Below are 26,449 nucleotides of genomic sequence, written 5' to 3'. Positions count from 1 at the left end.
TCGGTTAACCCTACAGCCTCAGCCAAGCATCGTCATAAGGACGAACGACTTACCAATCCGTGTCAAGGCGAAATCCAGTCAGCGCTGGTCACTTAACCAAGCGGGGCCGCCGAACTAAGTTCGGCGGCCCCGCAAACGTTGCACGGAATCGTTACTGGCGCCAGGCTTCCCATCCTTGGACAGGGAAAGGGAACTTGGGGTGCGGCTCTTACTTCAGCATCATCAGCCGGATGTATTTCACTGGTGCGCTGCCGTAGCTTAGGAACTGTTCGTTGAATGCCTTCAGGTCGAAGTCCTTGCCCTGCTTTTTCTTGAGCTCCTCGCGCAAGTCGTAAATCTCGGTGTAGCCGGTGAAGTAGCTGCTGAGCTGCACCTGGCTGAGGGTGGCGCGGCGCCACTTGTTGGTGGCCTCGGCCTGCTCCTGAAAACCATCGCGCACGAGCATGGCCACGGCATCTTTCTCCGAGATGCCGTCCACGTGTACCATGTGGTCAAGGATGGTGTTCAGCGTCACGCGCATGTTCCATTTGTCCCACATCAGCCAGATTTCATCGGAGCCACCGCCGTAGCCGTTTTCCAGCATCATGCGCTCGGAGTACACAGCCCAGCCCTCAATCATGGCGCCGTTGCCGAGCACCGACTTGATGATACTGGGCGACTGGTTGGCGTACACCAGCTGCGTGTAATGACCGGGAATGGCCTCGTGAATGTTCAGAATCTGCAGCGTATACTGGTTGTACTCGCGCAGGTAGCTTTCGGCCTGCTCGGGCTTCCAGTCGTTGATGGGCTCCACGTTGTAGTACGTATCGGCGCCTTTGTCATAAGGGCCGGGAGCCGACACGGAGGCGCCAGCGCCGCTGCCGCGCATGTACAGCGGCGTTTCGCGCACCACCAGCGGCTTCGAAGGGTCCTGGGTCAGCAGCTTCTTGTCGTTCACAAACTTTACCAGCTCCGGGATTTGCTCACGCACCGAAGTCACAAACCCCTGCGGGCTGGTGTGCACGGCCGATAGCTTGCCGATAACCTGCCGAATGCGGGTAAGTGTGTCGGCGGGCATGGGCTGACCGGCAAAGTACTTGGGCCACAGGCGCGTGGCACGCACGGCCATGTCGCGCAGCAGTTCCTGCTTGTGCCGCAGCGCCTTCTGGTATACCTGATCGGCCGTGTAGGTCGACTGAATGTCGTAGGCGAACTTCTGATCAAAGAGCGGCTTGCCGATGCGGAAGCTGCGCTTGGCCTGGGGCCGCAGCTCCTTATCCAAGAAGCTGATATAGCTACCAATAGCCTGGCGGGTGGTAGTCACGCGTAGGCGCAGCTCCTCTTTTTCCCGCGCCGAGAGGCCCGAGCGGCTGATGGAATCCTCCATGGCCTTACCGAACACTTCCAGCCCGCCGCGGTTTTGCAGGATGGCCAGCTCCAGGTGCTCCTTGGTGGGGTTGCGCAGGTTGGTTTTGGCCGCTTCGTAATAATCGGGCGAGCGGCGAATTTTAAAGGAAATGCTGCGCAGACGGCGGTCGAGCGGCTGGTAGCGGCCGTTCAGGATTTCGGCCACCTGATCCGATATGTTATACTGCGCCGGGTTCCACTCCCAGTTGCGCAGGGTATCGGCGTACCAGCGCGAGGCCCGCAGCCGGTTCAGCATCAGCTGGTAGTCGGTGCGGTTGTTGGCCGAGAGCTTGTCGAGCTGCGCGATGTCGCGCATTTCCTTTTCCCAACGGGCATAGGCCTTGGTTTCGGCCTGGCGCCGCCCGGCCGTGGGCACCACTAGCAGCGAATCGTAGCGATGAAAGCCCACCGACGACGACCACTCGGGATTGTAGTACCACAAAGAATCGATGAAACGCTCCTTGTAGCGGTCGAAGCCTACGTCGGCGGCGGAGACGGTGCTATTGTCCTTATCGGTGTTGCGCTGGCAGCTGCTGACGGCAATGGTGCCGGCTGCAGCCAGGCCCAGCAGGGCCAGGGAGTAGCGGTTGGTCATGTGGTGGATTGAGGGGAAATGCAGGCAGCAAGGTAGGACACAGAAACGCCTGGTTGGCTGCATGGGTGAGAATGGGCAAGCCGACGGATTATAGCTTGTGCATATGGGCAAGTGACGTAAGGCTGGCGCCTCAATGGCCGACGCTGGCGCCGCGGCCCACCGCCGGCAAAGGCTGTTGCGCTTGGAGCGTGCTTGCCATCGGGCCACAGCGCGGTGCAGTCTGCGCCGTAAATCCCGTTTGCTTCCTGCGGTGAGCAGCCCCGCTCCTACTCCATTTAGTTTACTCTTCCGGCCGGTCCACGTCGGTCAGCTCGCCGGTGTTTTTCATCGTCAGCAAGTCCAGATGCGTGAGTGTAAACACTTCCTTGCTGTAGCGGTCGGGAAAGTTGAGCTTGGGCAGCGGATGGTTGTTATCTACGGAGTACTCATTGGCCACCAAATCCACGGTGTTCCCCTGGGCCTTGACCACTTTCAGCAGGGTATAGCGGTTGGCGGAGTCGTTTTCGCGAATGGTGTAAATGTCGCCGGCCTGCGGGGCGGCGAGGTAGGCCGCGTTGTCGCGCTCATCCATGGAGCTGGCCAGGGTGGCGCCCATCACGCCCAGCACCAGCAGCGCCGCTCCCGACCAGTGCCACCACGGTGTGCGGGTGTGTTTCTTCACGATTTGCAGTGCCTGTTTCAGCTCCGGTGCTTCGGCGGGCACCTCATCGAGCTTCCACCAGTTCTGGCAGTGTCGGCACTCGGCTGCCACGGGCTTGGTGTAGGGCACCAGCGGAATCCAATAAACGTGGGCGTAGCGGCTGAATACGCTGAAGTGCATGTGCTCCGCATTGGTGCAGGCCGGGCAGGCCACGCCAGGCACAGGCTCAGTGCGCACGAGCGAGCCATTGGTACCGTAAATAATCATCGGTAGGGTAAAAGTGTTATCAAACGCGTCCGGAAAATGGCTTACAAGGTAACGCCAAACGGCGCATCCTGAAGCAGTTCTTTAGCTCCATGTGCATGGTAGTGCGCTTCAGCGAACAACGGCCTTTACCCGCCGACGGCAGCAGCGACCCAGCCCCTCACTGCCCCTTCACCGGCCTTCCCTATCGGCACCAGCAACGAGGCACAGCGGCTACTGCCAGCCGCCGTTCCCCTTCGCTCCCGGGTCAGTAGCCGCAAGAACTACCCGGCAAACCCGCCCTTCCGCCTTTTCACCAGCGGCCATTTCTCCTATCTTCCCGACCGCAAATCTCTACCTCAGCATTACCCTCTTGACTTATCCCGAATTCGAGGCCCGCTGGCGCCCGGCTGGCGGGGCCGAACGCGCCAACTACGGCCTGTTCCTCCAAGACCTCTGTGACCTATTGGGCGTCCCGCGGCCCGACCCCACCACCGACAATCCGCAGCAAGACCAGTACGTGCTCGAGCGCGCCGTGCAGTTCCGCTCCGACGGCGAGAAGCGCAGCACCGGCCGCATCGACCTCTACAAGCGCGGCTGCTTTATCCTCGAAACCAAGCAGGGCACCGACTCCCCCGACCAGCAAAAAATCATCGACCGCCAGGAACTGGGGCTGCCCGCCGAAAAGCGCCGCAAGGGCCACGCCCTGCGCGGCTCCGTGAAGTGGGAGCAGATGATGCAGACGGCCCGCCAGCAGGCCCTCGGCTACGTGCGCGCCCTCCCCCAAGACGAGCCCCGCCCGCTGTTCCTGCTCGTCGTCGACGTGGGCTTCTGCATCGACGTGTACTCGAACTTTGCCCAGGTCGGCGACGCCTTCGTGCCCTTCCCCGACCAGTCGCGCTTCCGGCTGCCGCTGGCCGCGCTGCAGGATGAAACCACCCGCGAGCTGCTGCGCCGCATCTGGCTGGAGCCGCGCGAGCTGGACCCCTCGCGCCGCGCCGCCCGCGTCACCCGCGAGCTGGCCGGGCGGCTGGCCCGCCTGTCGGCCCAGCTCGAAAAAGCCGGCCACGATACCGACGTGGTGGCCCATTTCCTGATGCGCTGCCTGTTCACAATGTTCGCCGAGGACACCGGCCTCATCCCCAAAGCCTCCTTCACCGGCATGCTGCGCCAGTACGGCACGCCCGAGCTGCTGGAGTTTCTGCCCGATGCGCTCAGCACCCTCTGGCGCACCATGGACACGGGCGGCTTCTCCCCCGACCTCAAAGCCCGCCTGCGCCGCTTCAACGGCAAGCTCTTCCACGACGCCACCGCCCTGCCGCTCAATGCCGACCAGGCCGAGCTGCTGCTCCAATCGGCGCAGGCCGACTGGACCGAGGTGGAGCCCGCCATCTTCGGCACGCTGCTGGAGCGCGCCCTCGACCCCAAGGAGCGCCACGCCCTGGGTGCCCACTACACCCCGCGCCGCTACGTGGAGCGCCTGGTGCTACCCACCGTGCTCGAGCCGCTGCGCCGCGAGTGGACGGCCGCCCAGGCCGCCTCGGCCCGCCGCCTGGAAGAAGGCAACGCCAAGGAAGCCCGCCAGGAGCTGCTGCGCTTTCTGCAGCGCCTCACCAGCCTGCGCATCCTCGACCCCGCCTGCGGCTCCGGCAACTTCCTCTACGTGACCCTGGAGCACCTCAAACGCCTCGAAGGCGAGGTGCTGGCCGCCATCAACGCCTTCGGCCAAACCGGCCTGCTCGACCTCGGCGGCGGCACCACCGTGTCGCCGCGGCAGCTGCTGGGCCTGGAGCTGAACCCGCGCGCCGCCGCCATTGCCGACGTGGTGCTGCGCATCGGCTACCTGCAATGGCACCTGCGCACCCACGGCGCCACCCAGCTCCGCGAGCCGCTGCTGGACGAGTACCAGAACATCCGCCAGCAGGACGCGGTGCTGACTTACGAAACCGGTTTCCAGAACGCCCGACCTACCGAATGGCCGCAGTCGGATTTCATCATCGGCAATCCGCCTTTCGTGGGCGACAAAGCCATGCGCGGCGCCTTGGGCGCTGATTACGTGGAAGCCCTGCGCAAAACCTACAAAGGCGTGGTGCCAGAATCGGCCGATTTGGTCATGTACTGGTGGGAGAAAGCCGCAGAAACTGTCCGGCAGGGCAAGGCCGAATCATTCGGCTTTATCACCACCAACTCCATTACCCAAACCTTTAACCGCCGCCTGATTCAGCGGCAACTCGACGCCACCCCGCCGCTGTACCTCACCTACGCCATTGCCGACCACCCTTGGGTTGACAGCACACAAGGAGCCGCCGTGCGGATTGCCATGAGCGTAGGCCGCACTGATACGGCGGTGGGCAAGTTGATGCGGGTGGTAAAGGAAGTTGCCACCGATGAAGACGACGCGCACGCAGTAGATCTAGCAGAAACAGAAGGGTCTATTAACGCTGACTTCTCAGTAGGCGTGAACATCGACTCCGCAGGAAATCTAAAAGCCAATAAGTCTATAGCAAATGTCGGGTTTGGGCTTTATGGCGGAGGATTTCTGGTGAGTGGAAACGAAGCCACCAACTTGGGCTTAGGAAAATTGCCGGGCCTCGAGAAACGAATACGTCCCTATTTGAACGGCCGTGACCTAGCTCAAAAGTCTAGAGATATGTTCGCCATTGATTTATATGGCATGAGTACAAGTCAAATTATCGAAGAATACCCGCAGGTTTATCAGCACGTTTATGAAAAGGTTAAGCCAGAGCGTGATAAGAACAATAGAGCGTCTAGAAGAGAAAAGTGGTGGCTTTTTGGTGAGCCTAATCCCAGACTGCGCGAAGCCTTAGTTGGGCTCCCTCGATACATAGCAACAACTCGCGTTTCAAGGCAGAGATTTTTTGTCTTCTTGCATGAAGCTGTTTTGCCTGATGAGAAGATTGTGGTGTTTGCTTCTGAGGATGCTTACCATTTAGGCGTTATTTCTAGTCGAATCCATATTACTTGGGCATTAGCAGCAGGCAGTAGACTTGGAGTTGGGAACGACCCGGTTTACGATAAGACGCGCTGCTTCGACCCATTCCCCTTCCCCGCCGCCACGCCCGCGCAGCAGGCGACCATCCGCGCCCTGGCCGAACAACTCGACGCCCACCGCAAGCGCCAGCAAGCCCAGCACCCCACGCTTACCCTCACCGACCTCTACAACGTGGTGGAGAAGCTGCGCGCCGGCCAGCCCCTCACGGCCAAAGACCAGACCGTGCACCAGCAGGGCCTGGCCGCCGTGGTGCTCAGCCTGCACCAGCAGCTCGATGCCGCCGTAGCCGAAGCCTACGGCTGGCCCGCCGACCTGCCCGAAGCCGAGCTGCTGCAGCGCCTGGTGCGCCTCAACCACGAGCGCGCCCGCGAAGAGCAGCAGGGCCACGTGCGCTACCTGCGCCCCAGCTACCAGGCGCCCGGGCAGCAGCAGTCGGCCCTGGCCCTGCCCGAAGCCGCCGCCCAGGCCACCGCTGCCAAAGCCCCCGCCGGGGAAGCGCCCCAGGCCTGGCCCCCGGAGCTGGCCCAGCAGATGCAGGCCCTCCGCGACGCCCTCCAGCAAGCCGAGCAGCCCCTCACCGCTGCCCAGCTCGCCACCCGCTTCAAGCGCCTCCGCCCCGAGAAGGTGCAGCCCCTGCTGGCCACGCTGGCCGCCCTGGCCCTAGTCCGCGAAACGCCCGAAGGCGCCTTCATGGCCTGATGAAACAAACTCCCCTCCTCAGATGAGGAGGGGATGTTTTGCCGCAGGCAAAACGGGGGTGGTTGGCGGATGCCCACGCCGCTTGGGCCATTTACATGTTTAGTCACGCTATATGCTTCTTTCTACCCTTCTTCTCCGGCGCAGCGCCGGCCTACTTGCCGGCTTACTTGCTGGCTTCAGTACCCAGGCTCAGACTGCAGGTCCCTCCTGGAGCTGGGCGCGGGCCATCACCGGCAGCTTGGTCAGCAACTACGACCTGATGACTGATGCCGCCGGCAACACCTACGTAGCTGGCTTCTTCGGGGCGCCGGTTACGTTCGCGTCGGGGCTTGCCCTCTCCAACCAGGGCGCCTCTGATTCCTACGTGACCAAGTACGGCCCCGATGGTACCCCGCTATGGGTTCGGCATCTGAGCGGCCCCGATTACCAGAACGTGTGGCAGCTAGCCACCGACAATGCCGGCAACGTGTATCTGGCGGGCAGCTTTGACGGTGCTTACGCCGAGTTGGCCGGTACACGCATTAACTCCTCTTCGGGCATAGGTGGAAAGTTTTTGGCCAAATTGAATGGCCAGGGGCTGGTGCAATGGCTGCACTTGGTTGATATCAGAGGTTCCGCCGCCGGCCCGTCGGGCAATTCCAGCTTGATGGGTATGGGCATGGATGCGACCGGCAATTTTTATCTGACTGGCTCTTTCTCAGGAACCCAGAACTTCGGCGGCATTCCCATGTCCTCGCCCAATGGCAGCTCCCTTTACCTGCTCAAGCTGGCACCCGACGGTACGACGCTCTGGGCACGCCAAGGCGGCTACCAAGCCTTTCCTGCCAGTGGCTCCTTGCAATCCTCCAGCCACCACCTGACCGTGAGCCCGACCGGCGACTGTTTTCTGAGCTGGGCGATAAACCCGGGTACGGGTGGCTTTGGCTCTCTGTCCCCAGCTCCGGCGTACGGGGCCCGCGATGCTGCCGTGGTGATGTATGACAGCCAAGGCACTGCCCGCTGGGCTCAGCAGTTTGGTAGTGCCGGCATGGATGCGGCCAATCCAACGGCCGTCGACAACCAGGGGAACCTGCTGGTCACCGTGCGCTTCGACGGCGCCGGCCCGGCCACCGTTGGAAGCCAAACGCTCACCGGCAGCGGCAGTTACTATACCGCGTTGGTGCAGCTTAATGCCGGTACGGGCGCCATCAATTGGATACGTCCGCTTCAAGCCAGTACCGCAGCCGTTTATGAGGACGTCTCGGCGGACACCCAAGGCAACAGCTACGTCGTAGGCCAGTTTAGGGGCAGCGCCACCCTGAGCTCCTCCCCGCTCACCAGCAGCCAAGGCCGTTCAGATGCCTTGGTAGTTAGTTATTCGCCCCAGGGCACCATGCGCTGGCTTCGTCACTCCAATGCTCCCGACGATGAGTCGGCTTGGTATGTCGCAGCCAATGGTACCGACCAGCTTTCCATAAGCGGTTACTTTTACAGCTCGGCGCAGTTCGGCAGTATCATCCTTGCCGGCCCTACTGTCCCTAATCAAAGCAGCGATTTTGTGGTGCGCCTAGGCGCTCAGCCCACAACCACTACGCTTCCTAAAGGGCTGCGTCTGCTCACGGCCTATCCCAATCCCGCCCACGACCAGCTTTACCTGCCCGCCCTAGCCGCCGGCACCCGCGTGCAGCTCGTGGATGCGCTGGGCCGCGTAGCCCGCGAGGTGGCCGTGGCTGGTGGCTCGGTATCAGTGCATGGGCTCACCCCCGGCCTCTACACCCTGCGCGCCACTGATGCGCAGGGCCAGCAGTACGCTGGCCGGATAGTGGTGGAATAAGCACCTGTTTGTGTTGTTAGGAAACCTTTATCCCCCGCTGAGAAAGGGGCACTGCACCAACACAGCGCGCCTAGGGTGCTTAACCGCCATCCGCACCGCTTGCCTTGTATAGTCTTCTTCACAACTACCTTTTCATGAATCTTTTTACCAACACTTGGTTTGGCCGCGCTGTCGGGACTCTCATAGGTATCGGCCTTAGTGTCGGCGCAGCTGCCCAAACGACTCCCGCCTGGCTTAGTGCCACTGCCGTGGGGCCAGGTGGCACCGGCACTGGTGCCGCCGCCGTGGATGCGGCCGGCAATCTGTACCAGGTGGGCAGCTTTTCCGGGGCGACAGCCACCATCGGCAGCACCACGCTCACCAACCAGGGCAGCAGCTTCAGCGACGCATATCTGGTGAAGTACACGCCCGCTGGAGCCGTGGCCTGGGTGCGTCATTTGGGCTCCGCGGGTCTTGATCTGGCCCTGGGTGTCACGCTGGACGGGGCCGGCAACGCTTACATAACCGGGTTGTTTTCGAACACCATTGCGCTGGGCAACAACCTTTCATTGGTAGGCGGCACCGGTCCCCGCGCTTTTATTATCCGCTATTCGCCACAAGGCACTCCTGAGTGGGCGCAACAGGGTGCACTCACCAGTACGTCGGGCAGTTCGGCCAGTGGCATCGGCACTGATGCGGCTGGCAATCTGTACGTCGCTGGTATTTTCTCCGGCACCTTCACCATCGGGGGCCAAACCATCTCCGCCCCCGGTGGCAGCTTCACCGACGGTGCATACATTGCCCGACTAGAGCCAGCTAGCGGGACGGTTCTGTCGTTGGTGCCCGCCTACAACTACGTTCCCGCTACCGGGGCCAGGCTGCTGCGCTACCCCAAGCTGACAGTGACTCCTTCCGGTGCCACGTACCTGCACAATCACTTCGATCAAAGTATTACGGTAGGTTCTTCCACGCTCACCAGCGCTGGTTTCAATGATGTTCTGGTAGCGCGCTACAGTCCGCAAGGTGCCTTGGAATGGTCGCAGCGGTTTGGCGGGGCTGAAGATGACCGCAACTACAATGGCGCAACGGATGCGGCAGGTAACCTCTACCTGGTCGGCTACGTGGGCAGTGCCGTCACCGTCGGCGGTATTCCGCTAGCTCACGCTGGCGAGTTTGATGGGTTTCTCCTCAAGTATTCCGCCCTAGGCGCCGTGGCCTGGGCCCACACGTTCGGTGGCTCTGGCGTTGATATCTGGCGGGATGTTGCCTTGGACGCTGCCGGCAACCCTTATGTGTGTGGTAGTTTTAACAACGTAGGCCAACTAGGTCCAACCACCCTTACCAGCGCTGGTAGCAGCGACGTGGCGGTGGCAGCTTATACTTCTCAAGGTGCCCTACGCTGGGTACAGCAAGCCGGTGGGTCAGGTACTGACTATGCCAGTGCCATGGGCCTGAACTCCAGTGGGGACCTCATTGTGCTGGGCCATTTTGCTGCCACATGTTCATTTGGGCCGCATAGCCTCAGCACTACCTCTCCCTTCAATACGTTCGTAGCCCGACTTGGCAACGGCGCCCTAGCTACCCGGCCTAGGCGTACGGCTGCTCTCAGCGCTTATCCCAACCCTGCCCACGACCAGCTGCACCTGCCCGCCCTACCCGCCGGCACCCGCGTGCAACTCGTGGATGCGCTGGGCCGCGTGGTGCGCGAGGTCTCTATGACTGCAGCTTCATTATCGGTAAGCGGCCTGAAGCCTGGCCCCTACACCCTGCGCGCCACCGATGCGCAGGGCCGGCAGTACACAGGCCGCGTGGTGGTGGAATAAGCTCCACTGCTTCAAGAAAACCAAGCGCCTGCCTTTCAGTTGAAAGGCAGGCGCTTGGTTTTCTTGAAGCAGTAGTCACCTCAACTCCGCTTACCGCTCCAGCTTAAAGCCCGGCTCCGGCGCGGGGCGCTCGGTGCGGTTGGCCACGGCCCAGCCGGTGAGGTACATCCATTGCGTCATGCGGGTGAGCTTGCCGTAATCAATGCGGTCGGCTTCGTCCTTGGGCGTGTGGTAGTCCTTATGCAGCCATGAGGTGTACATCACGGCCGGGATGCCCAGGCGGGCGTACGGCAGGTGGTCGGAGCGGAAGTACCAGCCCTCGGGGTGCGTGGCCTGGTCCCACTTCTGATCCAGCTTGAACTTCGGGCCGGCGTCGTTAGCGGCCAGGGCCAAGTTAACGAGGTCCAAGGAGTTGCGGTGCGGCGGGATAGAGCCTAAGAGCGCGGCCGAGTCGGGTACGTTGCGGCCCATCATTTCGGCATTCAGCACCGCCACAATGCTTTCGCGCGGCACGGTGGGCGTGGCCGAGTAATAGCGGGAGCCTAGCAGGCCGCGCTCCTCGGCGCCGTGGTACACAAACAAGGCCGAGCGGCGGGCGGGCTGCTGCTTGAAGGCGCGCATGATGGCTAGCAGGGCCGCGCAGCCCGTGGCGTTGTCATCGGCACCGTTCCAAATGGAGTCGCCGGCAACGGAGTGGCGCACACCGTCGTGGTCCTGGTGGGTGCTGAAAAGCACGTTTTCGTTCTTGAGCTGCGCATCCGTGCCGGGTACCCGGGCCACAATGTTCACGGAGGGGTACAGAAAGCTCTCTACCCGCAGATCAGCTACGAACTGCTGGCCGGCCTGTTGCACCCAAGTTTTGGCCGATTCGGGCAACAACAGCACCGGCTGGCCATCCACTACTTTGGTATTGGCGTCGCCGGGCAGCCCGTAGCGGCCCCGCTCGTAGGTATGGCCCCAGTGCTCGTAAATATCTTGGGCCCGCGCATCAGCCACAAACACCACCGCCACCGCCCCGGCCTTTAGCAGCTCCGCTGACTTGTCGCGCAGCGTCAGGCTCAGGAAGCGGCGGAAGCTCAGGTCAGCAGGCGGATTGCCGCTGAATTGCAGCGCCACGGCTTTGCCTTTGATGTCTACTTTGGCTAGTTCTGCAGCCGTGCCAGTGCCCACATACACCAGCGGCGCCTTCACGGCCGCATTCATGGGCGCAAACAGCAGTGCATCCTGGTTGGGCCGCAGCTCGTGGGTGCCGATGCTTAGCCGGCTGGCCTTGGTGAGGCGCGTGCGCTGCAAGTGGAAAAACTGAAAGTAGGTACCATCGTCACCAGCTGGCTCCAGACCAATGCTGCGAATTTGCTCGGCCAGCCACACGGAGGCCTTTAGCTCATCGAGCGTGCCACCTTCGCGGCCGCGGTATTTGTCCGAGGCCAAGGCAAACAGGTCGCGCTTGATGTCGCTTTCGCGAATGGCCGACTCGGCGTTTTTGGAATTGGCCTTGCGGTCCGCTTTTGGTTTTTTCTGAGCCTGTAAGGGCTGCACAAGTGCTAACGCGAGGCCAACTGCCAGGCAGGCTTGCGCCGATAAGAAACGAAGTTTCATAAGTAGAAAGGTCAGCAGTAAAGGCACCGGAACGATATGTACCATTACGGCATTGGACCTGCAAAGTAACATTACGCAGGACACTGGCTTTCCACCGCTGGCTACCGTCGATGTAACGGCATCCCGCAAGGCTGAGGCATTACCTTGTCATTGGCTGACCTATCCAGCGCTTACTTACCTATAGCTGCTGCGTCAGTTTCGGAGGCTCCTATATTTGCCGTCATGCGCCTCTTCTCCACTCCGCTCCTCTCGGGTCTGCTCATAAGCGGCACCTTGCTTGCCTGCTACCAGCGTACTGATGATTCTTCCACTACTCGGCCACCCGCACCAGCCACCGAGCCGGAATCCGCGGCTTATCAGGCTGCCCGTCCCCTCACCGAGAACTTTGAAACCGGCAGCAAAGGCTCTTACTCGGCTGCCGAGGAGCAACTTCCCTCCGGCACTTGGCTACTCGACGACGCCCTCATCGGCACTTCCGACCAAGACCATAAGCGCGGCCAGAAAGCCCTGCGCCTGCGTGGCAAGGGCAGCGCCCAAATGCGCTTTGACTTGCCCGGAGGCGCTGGAAAAGTGCGCGTGTTCAACGCCAGCTACGGCCGCGACGGCGCCGTGCGCTGGCAGCTCTTCGTCAGCACCGACCGTGGCCGCACCTGGCAGCCCACCGGCACTGAAATTAAAGTGCAAGGCGCTGGCCTGCCGGCTGAAGTAGCCGTGAACCGCCCTGGCCCGCTGCGCCTGGAGATCCGCAAAGTCGACGGTGGCGACGACCGACTGAACCTCGACGACTTCACCGTAGAGCCCTACAGCGCCGGCAGTGCTAGGGAAGCTGTAAGCGCTGTACCCAGCGCACCTAAGCCGGCCACTGCCACCTCTCCTGCACCTCCTAAGAACTCAGCACTTGCCCAGGCCCGCCGCGACGATCCGCTGGCCCTCGGCAACCCCAGTGGCGCTACCAACAATGCCGCTGCTTCGCCCAACAACTACCTGATGGTGAAGCCACAGTTTGCCCTAAGCTACTCCCGCGACCGGGGCACGCCCAACTGGGTGGTTTGGCACCTGAGTCAGGCATGGATGGGCTCAGCCCCACGCCAAGACGACTTTCGTCCCGACCCCGCGCTGCCCAGTGGCTGGTACCGCCCCACGCCCCGCTCCTATTCGAATTCGGGTTTCGACAAAGGCCATAATTGCCCTTCCGCCGACCGTAGCTACGACCTCGACGACAACTCTGCCACCTTCCTGATGACCAACATGGTTCCGCAGGCACCCATGAACAACCAGCGCACCTGGAATAACCTGGAGGAATACACGCGCACCCTGGTGCGGGCGGGCCATGAAGTGTACGTACTGATGGGCAGCTACGGCAAAGGCGGCAGCGGCGCCAATGGCCCGGCTACTACCCTCGATCAAGGCCGCGTAACTGTGCCCAAACGCATTTGGAAAGTACTCGTGGTATTGCCCGAAGGCTCCGATGATCTGCAACGCATAGCCGCGGGCCAGGCCCGGCTTATCGCCATCGATACGCCCAACGACAACGGCATTGCGTCTGACTGGAGCCAGTACCGCGTTAGCGTTGATGCCATCGAAAACGCCACGGGCTTTGACCTGCTCAGCAAGCTTCCCACCGAGGTTCAGGCTCGTCTGGAAGCAGCCGTTGACAACGGCCCCGTCCGCTGATTGCCGTTGGCTCTTAAACAGCAAAAGCCCCATCAGCTACCGCCGATGGGGCTTTTGTTTATGTCGGATTAGCTAACTGGGCTGTTCGTTATCAGAAACCAAGAGGCCAGCGTAGTGTATCACGTTCTTCTAATACCTGTTTTCTAAGCTACCGGCACCAACTACAGTTAATGCGGCAATCTTTTCCTTAGTCGCTGGAGCCGCTGGCAAAACCTTGCATGACGGCTTGTTTTTCAGCAGCCGTCAATGCCCGGTTGTTGATCGAAGCGTAGATGGCGCAGGCCTTCTCAACCGACGGCAGCCCTAACGACTTTACCCGCATGGCCCACAAGACCAGTGCATATTCCTGCCGCGTATACATGGTGCCTTCGTGCAAGAACATTGTCTGCTTGCGGGAAGACAGCATCTTATTGAAGTCCAACTCACCGCCTTTGGTCTGAGCCTTCACGAAAGCTTCGACGTCAACAGCCGCTTCCGTCACAGGCACAGCGCTATCGGCTGGCACAGGTCCGGGTGACTGCGTTTGAGCCAAGCTACTGGTACTGATGCCCAACAGGGTCAGACCCACAAAAAGAAACTTATGCATAACGGGAAAATAGAACTAATGAGTACCATACTTACGAAGCAATGATCAAACGTGGATCCTGCCTTTGCAATATGGTACAAAGATTGAACCATAGCGTGATTCTATTTAATTCCTTCTCGTTAATTTTTCTATTAGTGAAAGAAGCACCGCCGCATTCCAGGTGCGGCGGAAGCTGACGTTGGTATACAAACGACTGTTGACACGGGAATTGATGGAAAACGCGTGGTGAGCTTCCTGCACGTAGCAGTCGTCCCAGCTAACCCATTGTTGGTCAACCCACCGCACGCCATCCTTACTGACTTCTACTTTGCCAATCTGGGTGGTAAGCCCCGCCCGGATACGAGCCTCTTCAGCGGCCACCATTTGTTCAATGAGTGGCTCTTCCAGTGCATCAAGAATACGGCTATACAGTTGCCACAAGTATTCATCTTCCTCGGAGCTATCCAGCAAGGAGTAGAACCAGATGCTGAGTTCCCGGCCGTCACGATGCCGCAGCCGAACCTCGTAGTTGACACCCACCCGAAAACGGTAAAATACTATTACCTGGTAACCGTAGCGTATGGCCTCTACATCGGCTAGTCGCCATACTGTTTCCGGCGTTTCAGCAGTTCCTACCTGGCGGTAGCAGATGGTATTTGCGTCGATGAGCAGCTGGTGCGCCCGGCCCCACAGGCCATGCGGCACGTCGATATCGATACCCGCTGAAAGTGGCTGCTTGTGAATCATGCGTAGTTCCGGCTCAAACCAGAAGTGCGAAGGCTATCAATTAGTATTTGCCTTTAAACAAACGAACCCTTTGCCGAACGTGATTGAATACTTGTCGATTCCCAGGTTCAATTAGGCGTAACGAAAGCGGCTACCGCAGGGTAGCCGCTTTCGTTACGCTTGATAAGGTAGGCTGGATCAGGTCTCAATCAGGGTGGTTTTGAAGCCAGCCAGCTTTCCGTCACTTGTTTTGCCTAACGCGTAAGCCGCAATTTCGGGGCTGCTGCCCACGCGGTATACCTGCGTATCCTCCAGCTCCTGCTTCATGTACATCTGTAAGGCTTTAAAGCGGTTGGCCAGTTCCACGTCGCCCAGCACGCCATCGTCGGCGGTGTGATTGCGCAGGAAATACGTTAGCTCCTGCGTCTCCACCTGCGCCGCGGCCGGCGAGTGGCCTAGCAGCGGCAGAACGCTCTGCGGCGAAAATTCTCCTTGGGGCATCGGCACGCTCACCACCGTCAGCGGCGACTCCGATTCACTCATGTAATACAGGCCCTGGGTCAGCATGTGTAGCTGCTCCGGGGCACCTTCTGCTCCCCCCGAATCGGCAGTTGGGGCCGTGGTGCTGCTCCCAGTTGCATCGGCCAACTCAGCAGCTGACTTTTGCCCATCGACGGCTGGTACCTTGGCTGCAATGGCAGCCGCCAATTCCTTCATGCGCTCCTCTCCTACCTTGATCTTTTCGTTGGCGAAGTTCATGTCCGACACGCGGTTCATCGGAATCAGATGGATGTGCGCATGCGGCACCTCCAGCCCAATCACGGCCACCCCCACGCGGCGGCACGTTACAGCCTCCTTCACGCCCTTTGCCACGCGCTGCGCAAACTGGTGCAGGGCAGCCAGCTCGTCGGCCGGCAAATCGAAGATGTAGTCTACCTCCCGCTTGGGAATAACCAGCGTATGGCCTTCTACCAGCGGTGTAATATCCAGAAAAGCCAGGTGGTGGTCGTCTTCGGCCACTTTGTAAGCAGGCAGCTCACCCGCCACGATACGGGAAAAGATAGAAGGCATTTTGGGAAGGGGTAACGGGTGACAGGAACACATGCCAACAGGCATGGCACGCCAAAATAAATGAAAAAGCCAAGCGGCGGAGCGTTGTGCTCCGCCGCTTGGCTTGGTACGGGTCGAATTGGGTGGGGTTCCAGCTGACCTGTTACGCGTCACCTGTTACCGGTCACTCAACCTATCGGCTTATTTCCAGAATCTCGAACTGAAGTTTGCCGGCAGGCACGGTAATTTCAGCTACGTCGCCGGCCGACTTGCCTAGCAAGCCTTTGCCGATGGGCGACTTCACCGAGATTTTGCCGGCAGCCAGATTGGCTTCTTCTTCGGCTACTAGCGTGTAGTCAAGCACCATGTTGTTTTTCAGGTTCTTGAGCTTCACTTTGCTCATGATGAGCACCTTGCTCGTGTCCAGGTTGGAATCGTCGAGGATGCGGGCGTTGCCGATTACTTCCTCGAGCTTCGAAATCTTCAGCTCTAGGTGGCCCTGCGACTCCTTCGCTGCGTCGTATTCCGCGTTTTCGCTTAGGTCACCTTTGTCGCGCGCTTCCGCCAATTGGCGGGCTGCCTCGGCCCGGCCGCGGATTTTGAGGTCCTGCAGTTCGTCCTTCAGCTTTTGCAAGCCTTCGGGGGTATAATAGTTGACAGCCATGACGATGAGTGGTGGGCAAACAGGTAAAAAAACAAGGAGAACGGCCGGCGGCGCCGGCCGTTCTCCCGAACAGGCATCAGCAAATATACGAAATCCCCGCTACGATGCGCAAGTAGGGCTGGCAGCTGCGGTCGGCCAAAACGATTATAGAGCGATGCTTTTTTGCGCTTGCTACCCGATTATCCCTCGCCGTGCAGGAAAGCCTGAATCTTACGCGCCAGCACCTCGTTGATGCGCCGATACGACTCGTGCGTCCAGCCGCCCACGTGCGGCGTGAGCACCACGTTGGGCGCCGCGGCCAAGTACCCAAAGCGGGTCCGCTGCTCGGGCTTCAGCGTCGCGAGACGTTCGTTATCGAGCACATCCAGGGCCGCGCCGCGCAGTTGTCCTCCCCGCAGAAGTTTCACGAGGGCCGCGTGGTCTAGCACTTCGCCACGGGCCGTATTCAGCAGCCAAAGCGGCCGCCGGAAACCGCTTAGAAGCGTCTCATTTACGAAAGCGTGGTTTTCAGAAGAGTACGGAATGTGAATGCTCAGCACATCGGCCCGCTGTTGCAGCTCTTCCAAGCTTACCAGGGGCAAGTAATCGGTGCCAAGCACGGCGGGGTCATTATCGTAGCCAAGCACTTCGCAACCGAAGCCACGCAGACAACGAGCAAAGCTTCGCCCCATGTGCCCGCAGCCCAGAATGCCTATGGTGCGAGACTGCAACTCGTAGCCGCGGTTGGCCTCGCGCTGCCATTCGCCACGGCGCACTTCGGTATTGGCAGCGGCTACTTTGCGCAGCAAGGTCAACAGCAGGCCCACGCAGAATTCGCCCACGGCCTGCTCGTTGCCTTCGGGCGCATTCAGCAAGGTGATGCCTGCTGCTTCCATCGCTTTCATATCCACATTATCAATGCCAGCACCGGCGCGGGCAACGTAGCGCAGGTGCGGGCCGTGGCGCAGCAGTTCGGCCGTCACGCGCACCTTGGAGCGCACGATCAGCCCCTCATATGGCTTCTCTGCCAGCGCTGCCGCTACCTCTGCGGGCAGCAGGTCGGGGTCGTAGTCGATTTGCACTCCGATTTCACGAAGCAAACCCTTCAGGGAAGGGTGCATTTCGTCTATTACCAAGCAACGAGACATAGCAGGCGAATTAGCAATTCAGTAAGAGGAGGCTTACGAGACCAGCGCCCTGATGGGGTTGGCCGGCTACGCGCAAACCGCAGGTTAGGTCATTTTCCGATGCTCAGCCACGTGCCGCGTCAGCCCGATAAAATCGGCTACACTCAGTTGTTCGGCTCGCTTATCAAAGATGGGGTCGGTCATTTCCTCCACCGGCATGCCCATTGGCTTTAGGCAGTTGCGCAGCGTTTTGCGGCGAGTGCTGAAAGCCTGCTTCACTACCTTAAAAAATAGAGCTTCGTCGCAGTCGAGCTGCTGCACACTATTACGGGTCAGACGTAGCACGGCACTCTGAACTTTGGGCGGTGGCACAAACACGTGCGGCGGCACCGTAAAGAGGTATTCGGTATCGTACCAGGCTTGCACCAGTACACTCAGAATGCCGTAGACCTTGGAGCCGGGCTTGGCAGCGATGCGCTCAGCCACCTCCTTCTGAATCATGCCCACGCACTCGCGCACCTGCTGGCGGTACTCCAGCACCTTAAAATATATCTGGCTGCTGATGTTGTAGGGAAAGTTGCCGATGACGGCCAAGGGTTGCCCGGGAAACAGCTTGCCCAAGTCTTGCCGCAGAAAGTCGGCGGAAAGTATGCGCCCTTCCAGCACCGGAAAATGCTGCTGCAGGTATGCCACCGATTCGCGGTCGATTTCGATGACGGTGGTTTCATACTCGGCCGTACGCTCCAGCAGAAACTGCGTGAGCACGCCCATTCCGGGTCCTACTTCCAGCACGTGGCGCACGCCATCGGGCAGGCGCAACGACTCGGCAATGCCGCGGGAAATATTCAGATCGGCCAGAAAATGCTGGCCCAGGTGTTTTTTGGGGGTGACGCGTTCCACAGCAGCAAAAAGTTAGCCTTACGAATACCAGCGCCGTACAACGGCAGCACCGGCCTCGGGGCAGTGAAAATCTGCGGGCAACCGGGCCGCAATCAAACAACCCGATAACTTGCGACCCAAAGTTACGTTCCCTATGCCACTCCAACTCGCCGCAGCTGCCGCATTGCCCCAGGGCAATGCCAATACCGTTGTGATTCTGCCTGCGGGCAGCAAGTCGCTTCCGACGGATGCCCCCGCCCTGCCCGACGCCGCCCGTGACTATGCGCACGAGCAGCTCGCCGCCGACAACAAGCTCTTCGCCGTGAACCTGTACACCCACCGGGTGTACGTGCTAGTGGTTCCGGAAAAGAAAACCGCCGACCTCACCGCCGAGCAGGTTCGCAAGGCGGGCCATCAGCTGCATGCCAAGCTGAAAACGGCCAAGGTAAAGGAGTTGCATATTCTGGATCTGACCGTTGACAAGCAAGCCGCCCTGCCCCTGGCCGAAGGCCTGTACTTGACGGCTTACCACTTCGAGGGCTACAAAACCGATGAAAAGTCGAAAAAGCCCGCCGATTTGGAGCGTGTCGTACTCATCGGCGCCGATGAACAGAGCGTGACTCAGCTGCAAAACCTGTTGGAAGGCGTAACGCTGGCCCGCGACTTGGTCAACAAGCCCCAGAATTACCTCACCGCCACCATGTTTGCCGATCAAATGGCCGCGGCAGGCGAAGAAGCCGGCTACCACACCGAAATCCTCGATCAGGCCCGCATCGAAGCCCTGCGCATGGGGGGCCTGCTGGCCGTAAATCTCGGCAGCCCCGAGCCGCCCACTTTTACGATAATGGAGTGGAAGCCTGAGGGTGCTCAGAATGCCAAGCCCTACGTGCTTGTCGGCAAGGGAGTGGTATTTGACACCGGCGGCCTGAGTTTGAAGCCCACGCCCGCGTCCATGGATGTAATGAAGTGCGACATGGCCGGCGCAGCCGCCATGACCGGCGTGATGTATGCCCTGGCCAAAAACAACATTCCGCTGCACGTCATCGCGCTGGTGCCCGCCACCGACAACCGCCCCGGCGGCCCCGCCTACTGCCCCGGTGACGTGCTCACTATGCACAGCGGCCTGACCGTGGAAGTGCTCAACACCGATGCTGAAGGTCGCTTGATTATGGCCGACGCCCTCAGCTTCGCAAAGAAATACCACCCCGAACTGGTTATCGATGCGGCCACGCTCACCGGCTCGGCCGCCCGAGCCATCGGTAAAGAAGGCATCGTGGCCATGGGCACCGCCGATGAGGACGTGATGCGCGAGCTGGCCGCTGCCGGCCGCCGTACCCACGAACGCATCGTGGAATTCCCGCTGTGGGACGAGTACGCCGACCACATCAAGAGCGACATTGCCGATATCAACAACCTGGGCAAAGCCGAAGCCGGCGCCATTTCGGCTGGCAAATTCTTGGAGCGCTTCACCGAAGGCTACCCGTGGATTCACCTCGACATTGCCGGCCCTGCCTACCTCACCGGCCCCGATTCGTACCGTGGCAAGCACGGCACCGGTACTGCCGTGCGTTTGCTCTACTCTTTCCTGACGAGCCGCGTGTAACAAGACGGTAACTCCCCTCCTCAGATGAGGAGGGGATGTTGCGCTTCCAGGCCGTGCCGGGTCTTGAGCGCCGATGTTGATGCCAAACTTAGTTTCGCCTGTAGCATTTATTTCCTCTCCACTCCTAAACGGACCCGGCACCTTTCACCCACCCCAGCGGCCGCAAACGGCCGCGGCCCCTTCCCAATTGAGAAGGGAGTCTTCCGCCTAACCTTTCTTCTATAGAATGCTTCCCCGCATTGGCATATCAACTGGCGACCTAGCCGGTATCGGTCCCGAAATCATTTACCGCACCTTACAGGACGCCCGCGTGCTACGCTTCTGCACGCCAGTGGTTTACGGCACCGCCGCTACTCTTTTCGACGACTTCCCGCACGACAAGAATCACACGCCGCTCAGCTTTCGCCAAGTACGCGAAGCGGCCGATATTGTAGCCGGCAAAGTCAATGCCGTCACTTGCTGGGACGAAGACTTCGCTTTATCCCCTGGCCAACCTACGGCGGAGTCGGGCCAGGCCGCGCGCCTTTCCCTGATTGCCGCGGCCAAGGACCTTAAGGCAGGCCTGATCGATGCACTGGTGACGGCGCCCATCAGCAAGGAAAACACCCAGGGTGAAGGATTTAACTTTCCCGGCCACACGGAGTTTCTGGCGCATCATTTCAGCACCAACAACGACAGCCTGATGTTTCTGGTGGCCGACAACCTGCGCGTGGCAACGGCTACTGGGCACATCCCGCTTAAAGATGTGCCCGCTCGCCTCACGCCCGAAGTACTGAGCGGCAAGCTGCGCATGTTGCTGCATTCGCTCCGCCAGGATTTTGGTATCCAAAAGCCGCGCGTGGCTGTGCTGGGCCTAAACCCGCACGCCGGCGAAAATGGCCTGTTGGGCCGCGAGGAGCAGGATTTGGTACAGCCCGTTATCCAACAGTTCCTCAACGAAGGCCACCTCGTGTACGGGCCTTACCCCGCCGACGGCTACTTTGGCACCCGCCAGTACGGGCAGTTTGATGCTACGCTGGCCCTGTACCACGACCAAGGCTTGGTTCCTTTCAAAACCATTGCCTTCGAGCGCGGCGTAAATTTCACAGCCGGCCTGCCCGTCATTCGCACCTCACCTGACCACGGTACCGCTTACAGCCTGGCCGGTAAGTTTGCTGCCGATCCGACGTCGTTCCGTGAAGCTTTGTATCTGGCCTGCGACTTGGTTCGCAACCGCAAGGCCGAGCAGGAGCCGGTTTCTGCCAAGTAGTGCATATGCAACAGAGTCAATAGGACTAATACCCAAAGGATTGAAGTAGGCTTAAGTTGGCACCAACAGCCGCAGTTGACAGCCGGACCAGCACCAGAGCCGCAGAGCGCGCGACATGTTGCTTGGTAAAACTTGTTGATAACCAAAGCCCGAGCGGCGCACCATAATATGGCACGCCGCTCGAGCTTTGACTCTTTACTTACTGCTAACAGTTAATAGCAGGACCACTCAGGGCTGTTCAAAAACTTTAACAACGAACTAAAATTCAGCCTTTCAGGCTCAGTTGTAGCGCTACTACTGCCAACTTCTTTCCATTCAGCAGAACATTCTTTTCAAAAACGAAACTTTGTTTTTGATTTTGCAATTAATGTTGCACCTTTGCAGCGGAAAGACCAGCTACTTCCGCTACCGAAGCTACTGTTGCTCCTCGCTTACGCCTCCATGAAGCTCAATAATCCCACCGACTATAAAACTGCCCTGCGCCGCCTCGACGCTTTGGTAGCCGCTGGTTTTGAGGGCAATGCTGTACTGGAAGCGGAATTTCGGGAGTTGATTGTGGCCATTGATGCATATGAAGACCAGCTGGGCCTGCTGCCGATTCCCAACCTGCCGGCCACCCTGGCAGAGATGATTGAGCTGAAGCGGCAGCAAATGCGCCTCAAACAAAAAGAACTGGCGCTGCTCTTAGAAGTGCCGGCCGGGCGCTTGTCACAGATCCTTAGCGGTAAGCGCCGCGTAACGCTGGATCTGGCCAAGAAGCTGTACGAGCGGCTGGGCATCAGCCCGGAATTCATTCTGAAAAACGCCTGAGTTCCACCGAAGAATGCTCGCATTCTTCCCCTTGCAGCGAATTCTTTCTACTTTTGCACCCTTGCTATTTACGCCTCCAGTGAAAAAGGCTTCCCCATACGATTTGCACATTGCCGCGCTAAGCGAGAAAACGCACGAATTCGTTTTCGACCTCGGCCAGGACTTCTTTGAGCAATTCGACCAGACGCTGATTCCGACCGGTAAGCTTCGGGCCGATGTGAAGCTGGACAAGACCGCCCAGCGCATGGTGCTCGATATCCATATTCAAGGTACCGTGCAGCTGATCTGCGACCGGACTTTGGAGGACTTCGACCATCCCATCGATGTAGAGCAGCAGTTGCTCGTACGCTTCGGCGACGAAGTAAAAGAGCTCGACGACGATGTGCTGCAAGTCACGCCCGACACCCAGTACCTGCCGCTCGCCCAGCACCTGTTTGATTACATTGGGCTGGCCATACCGATGAAGAAGCTGCACCCGCGCTTCCAGGACGAAGAGGACGAAAACCCCGACGCCGACGCTAAACTCATCTACTCTACCGGCTCCGTTGCCGATGATGACGACGATGATGAGGATGCCGGCGACCCGCGCTGGAACGCCCTTCGCAACCTCAACTAGTTTTTCTCTCGACTTTTTTCTTCGCTTTTACTTTTTTTTCACTCATGGCACACCCGAAACGACGCATTTCCGCCGTTCGCCGCGACAAGCGTCGCACTCACTACAAGCTCGATCCGAAGCCAGTATCCGTTTGCCAGACGACCGGCGAAACGCACCTGCGCCACCGCGCTTACGTAGTGGACGGTGATCTGTACCTCAATGGCAAAGTGGCAATTCAGGGCTACGCTCCCGTAGCTTCGGCTGCCGCTTCGACCGACGAGGAATAACGCACCTCCCGAATCCCTGACCGGCGGCCGAAACTCGGCCGCCGGTTTCAGTATACCACCCGCCGACTGTTCTTGACTTCGCTTTCATGAAAATAGCCCTCGACGCAATGGGAGGCGATTTCGCCCCTCAAGCTGCCGTGGACGGGGCCGTACTGGCCGCCAAGGAGCTGGCCGGTAAGGCCCAAATTGTACTCATCGGGCAGGAAGACGCGGTGCGCCCCCTGCTGGATGCATACGGTGACGCCGCTGCTTCCCTGGAGCTCGTTGTAGCTTCCCAGGTCATCAATATGGGTGAGCACCCGGCCAAAGCTTACCAGCAAAAGCAGGATTCGAGTATTGCGGTAGGTTACCGTATGCTACACGCCGGCGATGTAGAAGCGTTTTGCTCAGCGGGCAACACCGGCGCCATGCTCGTGGGTGCCATGTTCAGCGTGAAGCCCGTGCCGGGCGTACTCCGCCCCGCCATTGCCAACTTCGTTCCGAAGGAGCACGGCGGTTTTGGCATCATGCTCGATGTAGGCGCCAATGCTGAGTGCAAGCCCGAGATGCTGGAGCAGTTCGGAGAGCTTGGTTCGCTGTACGCACAGTACGTGCTTGGCATCGACAAGCCCAAAGTCGGCTTGATGAATCTGGGCGAAGAAGAAGGCAAAGGCACTCCTCTTGCCCAGCAGGCTTACCAACTGCTCAAGGTTAATCCGCACATTCATTTCGTGGGCAACGTGGAAGGCCGCGACTTGTTTAACGACAAGACCGACGTGATTGTATGCGACGGCTTCACCGGCAATGTGGTGCTGAAGATGGCTGAGTCCGTCTACGACCTGCTGGCTGCCCGCAACATGCATGACCCGTTCTTCGACAAATTCAACTACGAGTCCGTAGGCGGTTCGCCCATTCTGGGTATCAACGACAACGCCATCATCGGGCACGGCGTGAGCACGCCGCTGGCCATCTGCAACATGCTGCTCCAAGGCTATCAAATGGCTCATTCGGGCATTGCAGACCAGATCAAGGCAACGTTCAAAACATAACGCGGAAGTAATTTCGCACGCAAGTCCGGCCCTTCTCGGCCGGACTTTTTGCTACCTTGGCGGCCATTTTCTTCGCCAATTCTCTTTCCGCCGCTTTTTCTCTCTTTTGCAATGAAGCTGACCGCTGCCATCACCGGCGTAGGCGCCTACGTACCTGATTACGTCTTGACCAACCAGGAACTTGAAAACTTGGTAGAAACCAACGACGAATGGATTCAGACCCGTACGGGCATCAAAGAACGCCGCATCCTGAAAGGTGAAAACCAAGGCACCTCGGTGATGGGCATCAAGGCCGTGCAGCAGTTGCTGGAGAAAACCGGCACCCGGCCCGAGGACGTGGACTTACTGATCTGCGCTACTACCACGCCTGACCTGGTATTTCCGGCTACGGCCAATATCATTTCGGCTGCCGTGGGCCTCAGCAAGGCCTTCAGCTTTGATATGCAAGCCGCTTGCTCCGGCTTTTTGTTTGCTTTAGCTACGGGTTCGGCATTCGTGCAATCGGGCACTTACAAGAAGGTAATCGTAGTGGGTGCCGACAAGATGTCGAGCATCGTAGACTACACGGACCGCTCTACCTGCATTATCTTCGGCGACGGAGCTGGCGCTGTACTGCTGGAGCCAAGCACTGAAGGTTTTGGCTTACTCGATCAGGAACTGCATTCCGATGGCGCTGGCGAACAGTTTCTGCACCAAAAAGCCGGTGGCTCCCGCCGTCCGCCTTCGGCCGAGACGGTGGCCAACCGCGAGCATTTCGTGTACCAGGAAGGCGCCACGGTGTACAAGTTTGCCGTGAAAGGCATGGCCGACGTGGCTGGCCAGGTGGCCGAGCGTAACGGCCTCACTGCCGACAGCATCGATTGGCTGGTTCCACACCAAGCCAACAAGCGCATCATCGACGCCACGGCTAGCCGTGTAGGCATCGGGGCCGATAAGGTGATGCTGAACATTCACAAATACGGCAACACTACCAACGCTACTATTCCGCTGTGCCTGGCCGACTATGAAAGCCAGCTGCGCAAGGGCAACAACCTGATCCTGGCAGCTTTTGGCGGTGGCTTTACGTGGGGTTCACTTTACTTGAAGTGGGCATACGACCCCAAGCCTGGCCCCCAAACCGCATAAACTGGGCGGCCCTGACGCGGAAAACTCCTATACTTGCACACCCGACGTGCCGCCCCGCCAGTTACCGGGACGGCACGTTTGGTTTCCACTCAACTCTCCTCCCTTCTGTTGTTTAGGCAACAGTTACTTTCGCCAGCGTTTCCGCTAGCTCCCATCTGAAGCACCTCGATTCCCCACATTTCCCTTCCCAGCAATGGCAACCACCGCGGATTTTCGCAATGGTCTCGTGTTGAACTACAACGGCGACCTGCACGTCATCACGGAATTTCAGCACGTAAAGCCCGGCAAAGGCCCCGCTTTCGTGCGTACCAAAATGCGCAATATCAAGACCGGTAAGGTCATTGATAACACCTTTAACGCCGGTGTGAAAGTAGAAACGGCCCGCGTAGAGCAGCGCCCGCACCAGTTTCTGTACAAAGACGACTACGGCTACAATTTCATGGACAACAGTTCCTTCGAGCAGGTAACGCTGCCTGAAGCTATGGTTCCCTTTGCCGATTTGATGAAGGAAGGCCAGGAACTGACCATCCTATTTCATGCCGAAACCGAACAGCCGCTGACGGCCGAACTGCCCGCTTTTGTGGAGCTCGTGGTAACCTACACCGAGCCCGGCCTGCGCGGCGATACGGCAACCAATACGCTGAAGCCCGCCACCGTCGAAACCGGTGCCCGCATTCAAGTTCCCCTGTTCATCGACCAAGACCAGAAAATCCGCGTCGACACCCGCGACTACACTTATGTCGAAAGAGTCAAATAAGGACAAGGTGCCGCAAAAGCCCTCCCCCGCTGCCATGAAAGCCAAGGAACTGCAAGAGCTGATCGACTTTATCGCCAAGTCGGGTCTGAACAAAGTCAACATCGAGACCGAAGAATTTAAGATTTCGGTCCAGCGCGAACCCAGCACCAAGTACGTGAGCGGCGGCGCTGCCCCGGCACCTGTGCAACACGCCCCAGCGCCGGCCGCTGCGCCGGCTCCGCAAGCCGCGCCCAGCCCGGCTCCGGCTGCTGCCCCAGCAGAAGCTCCCGTAGCAGCCAGTGCTAATACCACCGCGCTGCGGGCTCCGATGATTGGCACGTTCTACCGTTCCGGCAGCCCCGATAATCCGCCTTTCGTGGCCGTAGGCGACGTGGTAGAGCAGGGCCAGGTGATTTGCATCATCGAAGCCATGAAGCTCTTCAACGAGATTGAAGCTGAGCAGCGCGGACGCATCGTGAAGGTGATGGTGGACAACGCCTCCCCTGTGGAGTACGACCAGCCGCTGTTCATCATCGAGCCGATGTAATTTTTAGACATGTGA

22 protein-coding genes are annotated in these 26,449 nt (G+C 59.5%); 13 read left to right on the top strand and 9 right to left on the bottom strand.

The window, feature by feature from the left end; translation table 11 throughout:
- Positions 1-208: 208 nt before the first annotated feature.
- Positions 209-1,981, bottom strand: a complete 1,773-nt coding sequence (locus AC5FXY_RS04945) for a DUF885 domain-containing protein (protein WP_493555527.1) — start codon at positions 1,979-1,981, stop codon at positions 209-211.
- Positions 1,982-2,261: 280 nt separating this feature from the next.
- Positions 2,262-2,888, bottom strand: coding sequence for a hypothetical protein (locus tag AC5FXY_RS04940; protein ID WP_493555526.1), 627 nt, complete (start codon positions 2,886-2,888; stop codon positions 2,262-2,264).
- Positions 2,889-3,237: 349 nt separating this feature from the next.
- Here AC5FXY_RS04940 and AC5FXY_RS04935 point away from each other — a divergent pair, with 349 nt between their 5' ends.
- From AC5FXY_RS04935 to AC5FXY_RS04925, 3 genes are all read left to right on the top strand, one after another.
- A complete protein-coding gene (locus AC5FXY_RS04935; RefSeq protein WP_493555525.1) occupies positions 3,238-6,576 on the top strand; it encodes a class I SAM-dependent DNA methyltransferase in 3,339 nt (1,112 codons plus the stop codon).
- 112 nt (positions 6,577-6,688) lie between these two features.
- Positions 6,689-8,389: a T9SS type A sorting domain-containing protein gene (locus tag AC5FXY_RS04930; protein WP_493555524.1), complete on the top strand. Its 1,701-nt coding sequence runs from the start codon at positions 6,689-6,691 to the stop codon at positions 8,387-8,389.
- Positions 8,390-8,523: 134 nt separating this feature from the next.
- The gene (locus AC5FXY_RS04925) at positions 8,524-10,191 is read left to right on the top strand and encodes a T9SS type A sorting domain-containing protein (RefSeq protein WP_493555523.1); all 1,668 of its coding nucleotides are present in this window, start codon (positions 8,524-8,526) and stop codon (positions 10,189-10,191) included.
- 90 nt (positions 10,192-10,281) lie between these two features.
- Here the strand turns inward: AC5FXY_RS04925 and AC5FXY_RS04920 are convergent, their stop codons facing one another.
- The gene (locus AC5FXY_RS04920; protein ID WP_493555522.1) at positions 10,282-11,790 is read right to left on the bottom strand and encodes a M28 family metallopeptidase; all 1,509 of its coding nucleotides are present in this window, start codon (positions 11,788-11,790) and stop codon (positions 10,282-10,284) included.
- Positions 11,791-12,012: 222 nt separating this feature from the next.
- On the opposite strand from AC5FXY_RS04920, the gene AC5FXY_RS04915 reads away from it, so the two are divergent.
- Positions 12,013-13,464, top strand: a complete 1,452-nt coding sequence (locus tag AC5FXY_RS04915; RefSeq protein WP_493555521.1) for a DNA/RNA non-specific endonuclease — start codon at positions 12,013-12,015, stop codon at positions 13,462-13,464.
- Between the two features lie 187 nt (positions 13,465-13,651).
- On the opposite strand, the gene AC5FXY_RS04910 is transcribed toward AC5FXY_RS04915, so the two are convergent.
- The 6 genes from AC5FXY_RS04910 to rsmA form a co-directional block, all read right to left on the bottom strand.
- On the bottom strand, positions 13,652-14,050 hold the full coding sequence (locus AC5FXY_RS04910) for a hypothetical protein (RefSeq protein WP_493555520.1): 399 nt from the start codon (positions 14,048-14,050) through the stop codon (positions 13,652-13,654).
- A gap of 105 nt (positions 14,051-14,155) precedes the next feature.
- Positions 14,156-14,776, bottom strand: coding sequence for a hypothetical protein (locus tag AC5FXY_RS04905; protein ID WP_493555519.1), 621 nt, complete (start codon positions 14,774-14,776; stop codon positions 14,156-14,158).
- Positions 14,777-14,953: 177 nt separating this feature from the next.
- Positions 14,954-15,826, bottom strand: coding sequence for a nuclease A inhibitor family protein (locus tag AC5FXY_RS04900; RefSeq protein ID WP_493555518.1), 873 nt, complete (start codon positions 15,824-15,826; stop codon positions 14,954-14,956).
- Positions 15,827-15,998: 172 nt separating this feature from the next.
- Positions 15,999-16,469, bottom strand: coding sequence for a transcription elongation factor GreA (gene greA, locus AC5FXY_RS04895; RefSeq protein ID WP_493555517.1), 471 nt, complete (start codon positions 16,467-16,469; stop codon positions 15,999-16,001).
- Between the two features lie 179 nt (positions 16,470-16,648).
- A complete protein-coding gene (locus AC5FXY_RS04890; protein ID WP_493555516.1) occupies positions 16,649-17,596 on the bottom strand; it encodes an NAD(P)-dependent oxidoreductase in 948 nt (315 codons plus the stop codon).
- Positions 17,597-17,680: 84 nt separating this feature from the next.
- Entirely contained in the window at positions 17,681-18,475 is a 795-nt protein-coding gene (gene rsmA / locus AC5FXY_RS04885) for a 16S rRNA (adenine(1518)-N(6)/adenine(1519)-N(6))-dimethyltransferase RsmA (protein WP_493555515.1), read from the bottom strand.
- A 133-nt stretch (positions 18,476-18,608) separates the two neighbouring features.
- Between rsmA and AC5FXY_RS04880 the strand changes: the two genes are divergently transcribed.
- From AC5FXY_RS04880 to accB, 9 genes are all read left to right on the top strand, one after another.
- A complete protein-coding gene (locus tag AC5FXY_RS04880) occupies positions 18,609-20,057 on the top strand; it encodes a leucyl aminopeptidase family protein (RefSeq protein WP_493555514.1) in 1,449 nt (482 codons plus the stop codon).
- A 226-nt stretch (positions 20,058-20,283) separates the two neighbouring features.
- On the top strand, positions 20,284-21,306 hold the full coding sequence (pdxA, locus tag AC5FXY_RS04875) for a 4-hydroxythreonine-4-phosphate dehydrogenase PdxA (protein ID WP_493555513.1): 1,023 nt from the start codon (positions 20,284-20,286) through the stop codon (positions 21,304-21,306).
- 420 nt (positions 21,307-21,726) lie between these two features.
- Positions 21,727-22,116 carry a helix-turn-helix domain-containing protein gene (locus tag AC5FXY_RS04870; protein ID WP_493555512.1) on the top strand — a complete coding sequence of 130 codons (390 nt, stop codon included), beginning with the start codon at positions 21,727-21,729 and terminating at the stop codon, positions 22,114-22,116.
- Between the two features lie 79 nt (positions 22,117-22,195).
- Positions 22,196-22,732 carry a YceD family protein gene (locus AC5FXY_RS04865; RefSeq protein WP_493555511.1) on the top strand — a complete coding sequence of 179 codons (537 nt, stop codon included), beginning with the start codon at positions 22,196-22,198 and terminating at the stop codon, positions 22,730-22,732.
- A gap of 44 nt (positions 22,733-22,776) precedes the next feature.
- Complete coding sequence (gene rpmF / locus AC5FXY_RS04860; protein ID WP_493555510.1) at positions 22,777-22,998, top strand: 50S ribosomal protein L32; 222 nt, start codon at positions 22,777-22,779, stop codon at positions 22,996-22,998.
- An 86-nt stretch (positions 22,999-23,084) separates the two neighbouring features.
- On the top strand, positions 23,085-24,026 hold the full coding sequence (gene plsX, locus AC5FXY_RS04855) for a phosphate acyltransferase PlsX (RefSeq protein WP_493555509.1): 942 nt from the start codon (positions 23,085-23,087) through the stop codon (positions 24,024-24,026).
- Positions 24,027-24,137: 111 nt separating this feature from the next.
- Positions 24,138-25,151: a beta-ketoacyl-ACP synthase III gene (locus tag AC5FXY_RS04850; protein WP_493555508.1), complete on the top strand. Its 1,014-nt coding sequence runs from the start codon at positions 24,138-24,140 to the stop codon at positions 25,149-25,151.
- A gap of 193 nt (positions 25,152-25,344) precedes the next feature.
- A complete protein-coding gene (gene efp / locus AC5FXY_RS04845) occupies positions 25,345-25,908 on the top strand; it encodes an elongation factor P (protein ID WP_493555507.1) in 564 nt (187 codons plus the stop codon).
- A gap of 34 nt (positions 25,909-25,942) precedes the next feature.
- Positions 25,943-26,434 carry an acetyl-CoA carboxylase biotin carboxyl carrier protein gene (accB, locus tag AC5FXY_RS04840; protein ID WP_493555610.1) on the top strand — a complete coding sequence of 164 codons (492 nt, stop codon included), beginning with the start codon at positions 25,943-25,945 and terminating at the stop codon, positions 26,432-26,434.
- Positions 26,435-26,449 lie beyond the last annotated feature (15 nt).

The sequence above is a fragment of the Hymenobacter sp. FMD4 genome, from assembly GCF_058932745.1.
The sequence above is the reverse complement of the archived record's forward strand: the minus strand, read 5'-3'. Positions and strand labels throughout refer to the sequence as shown.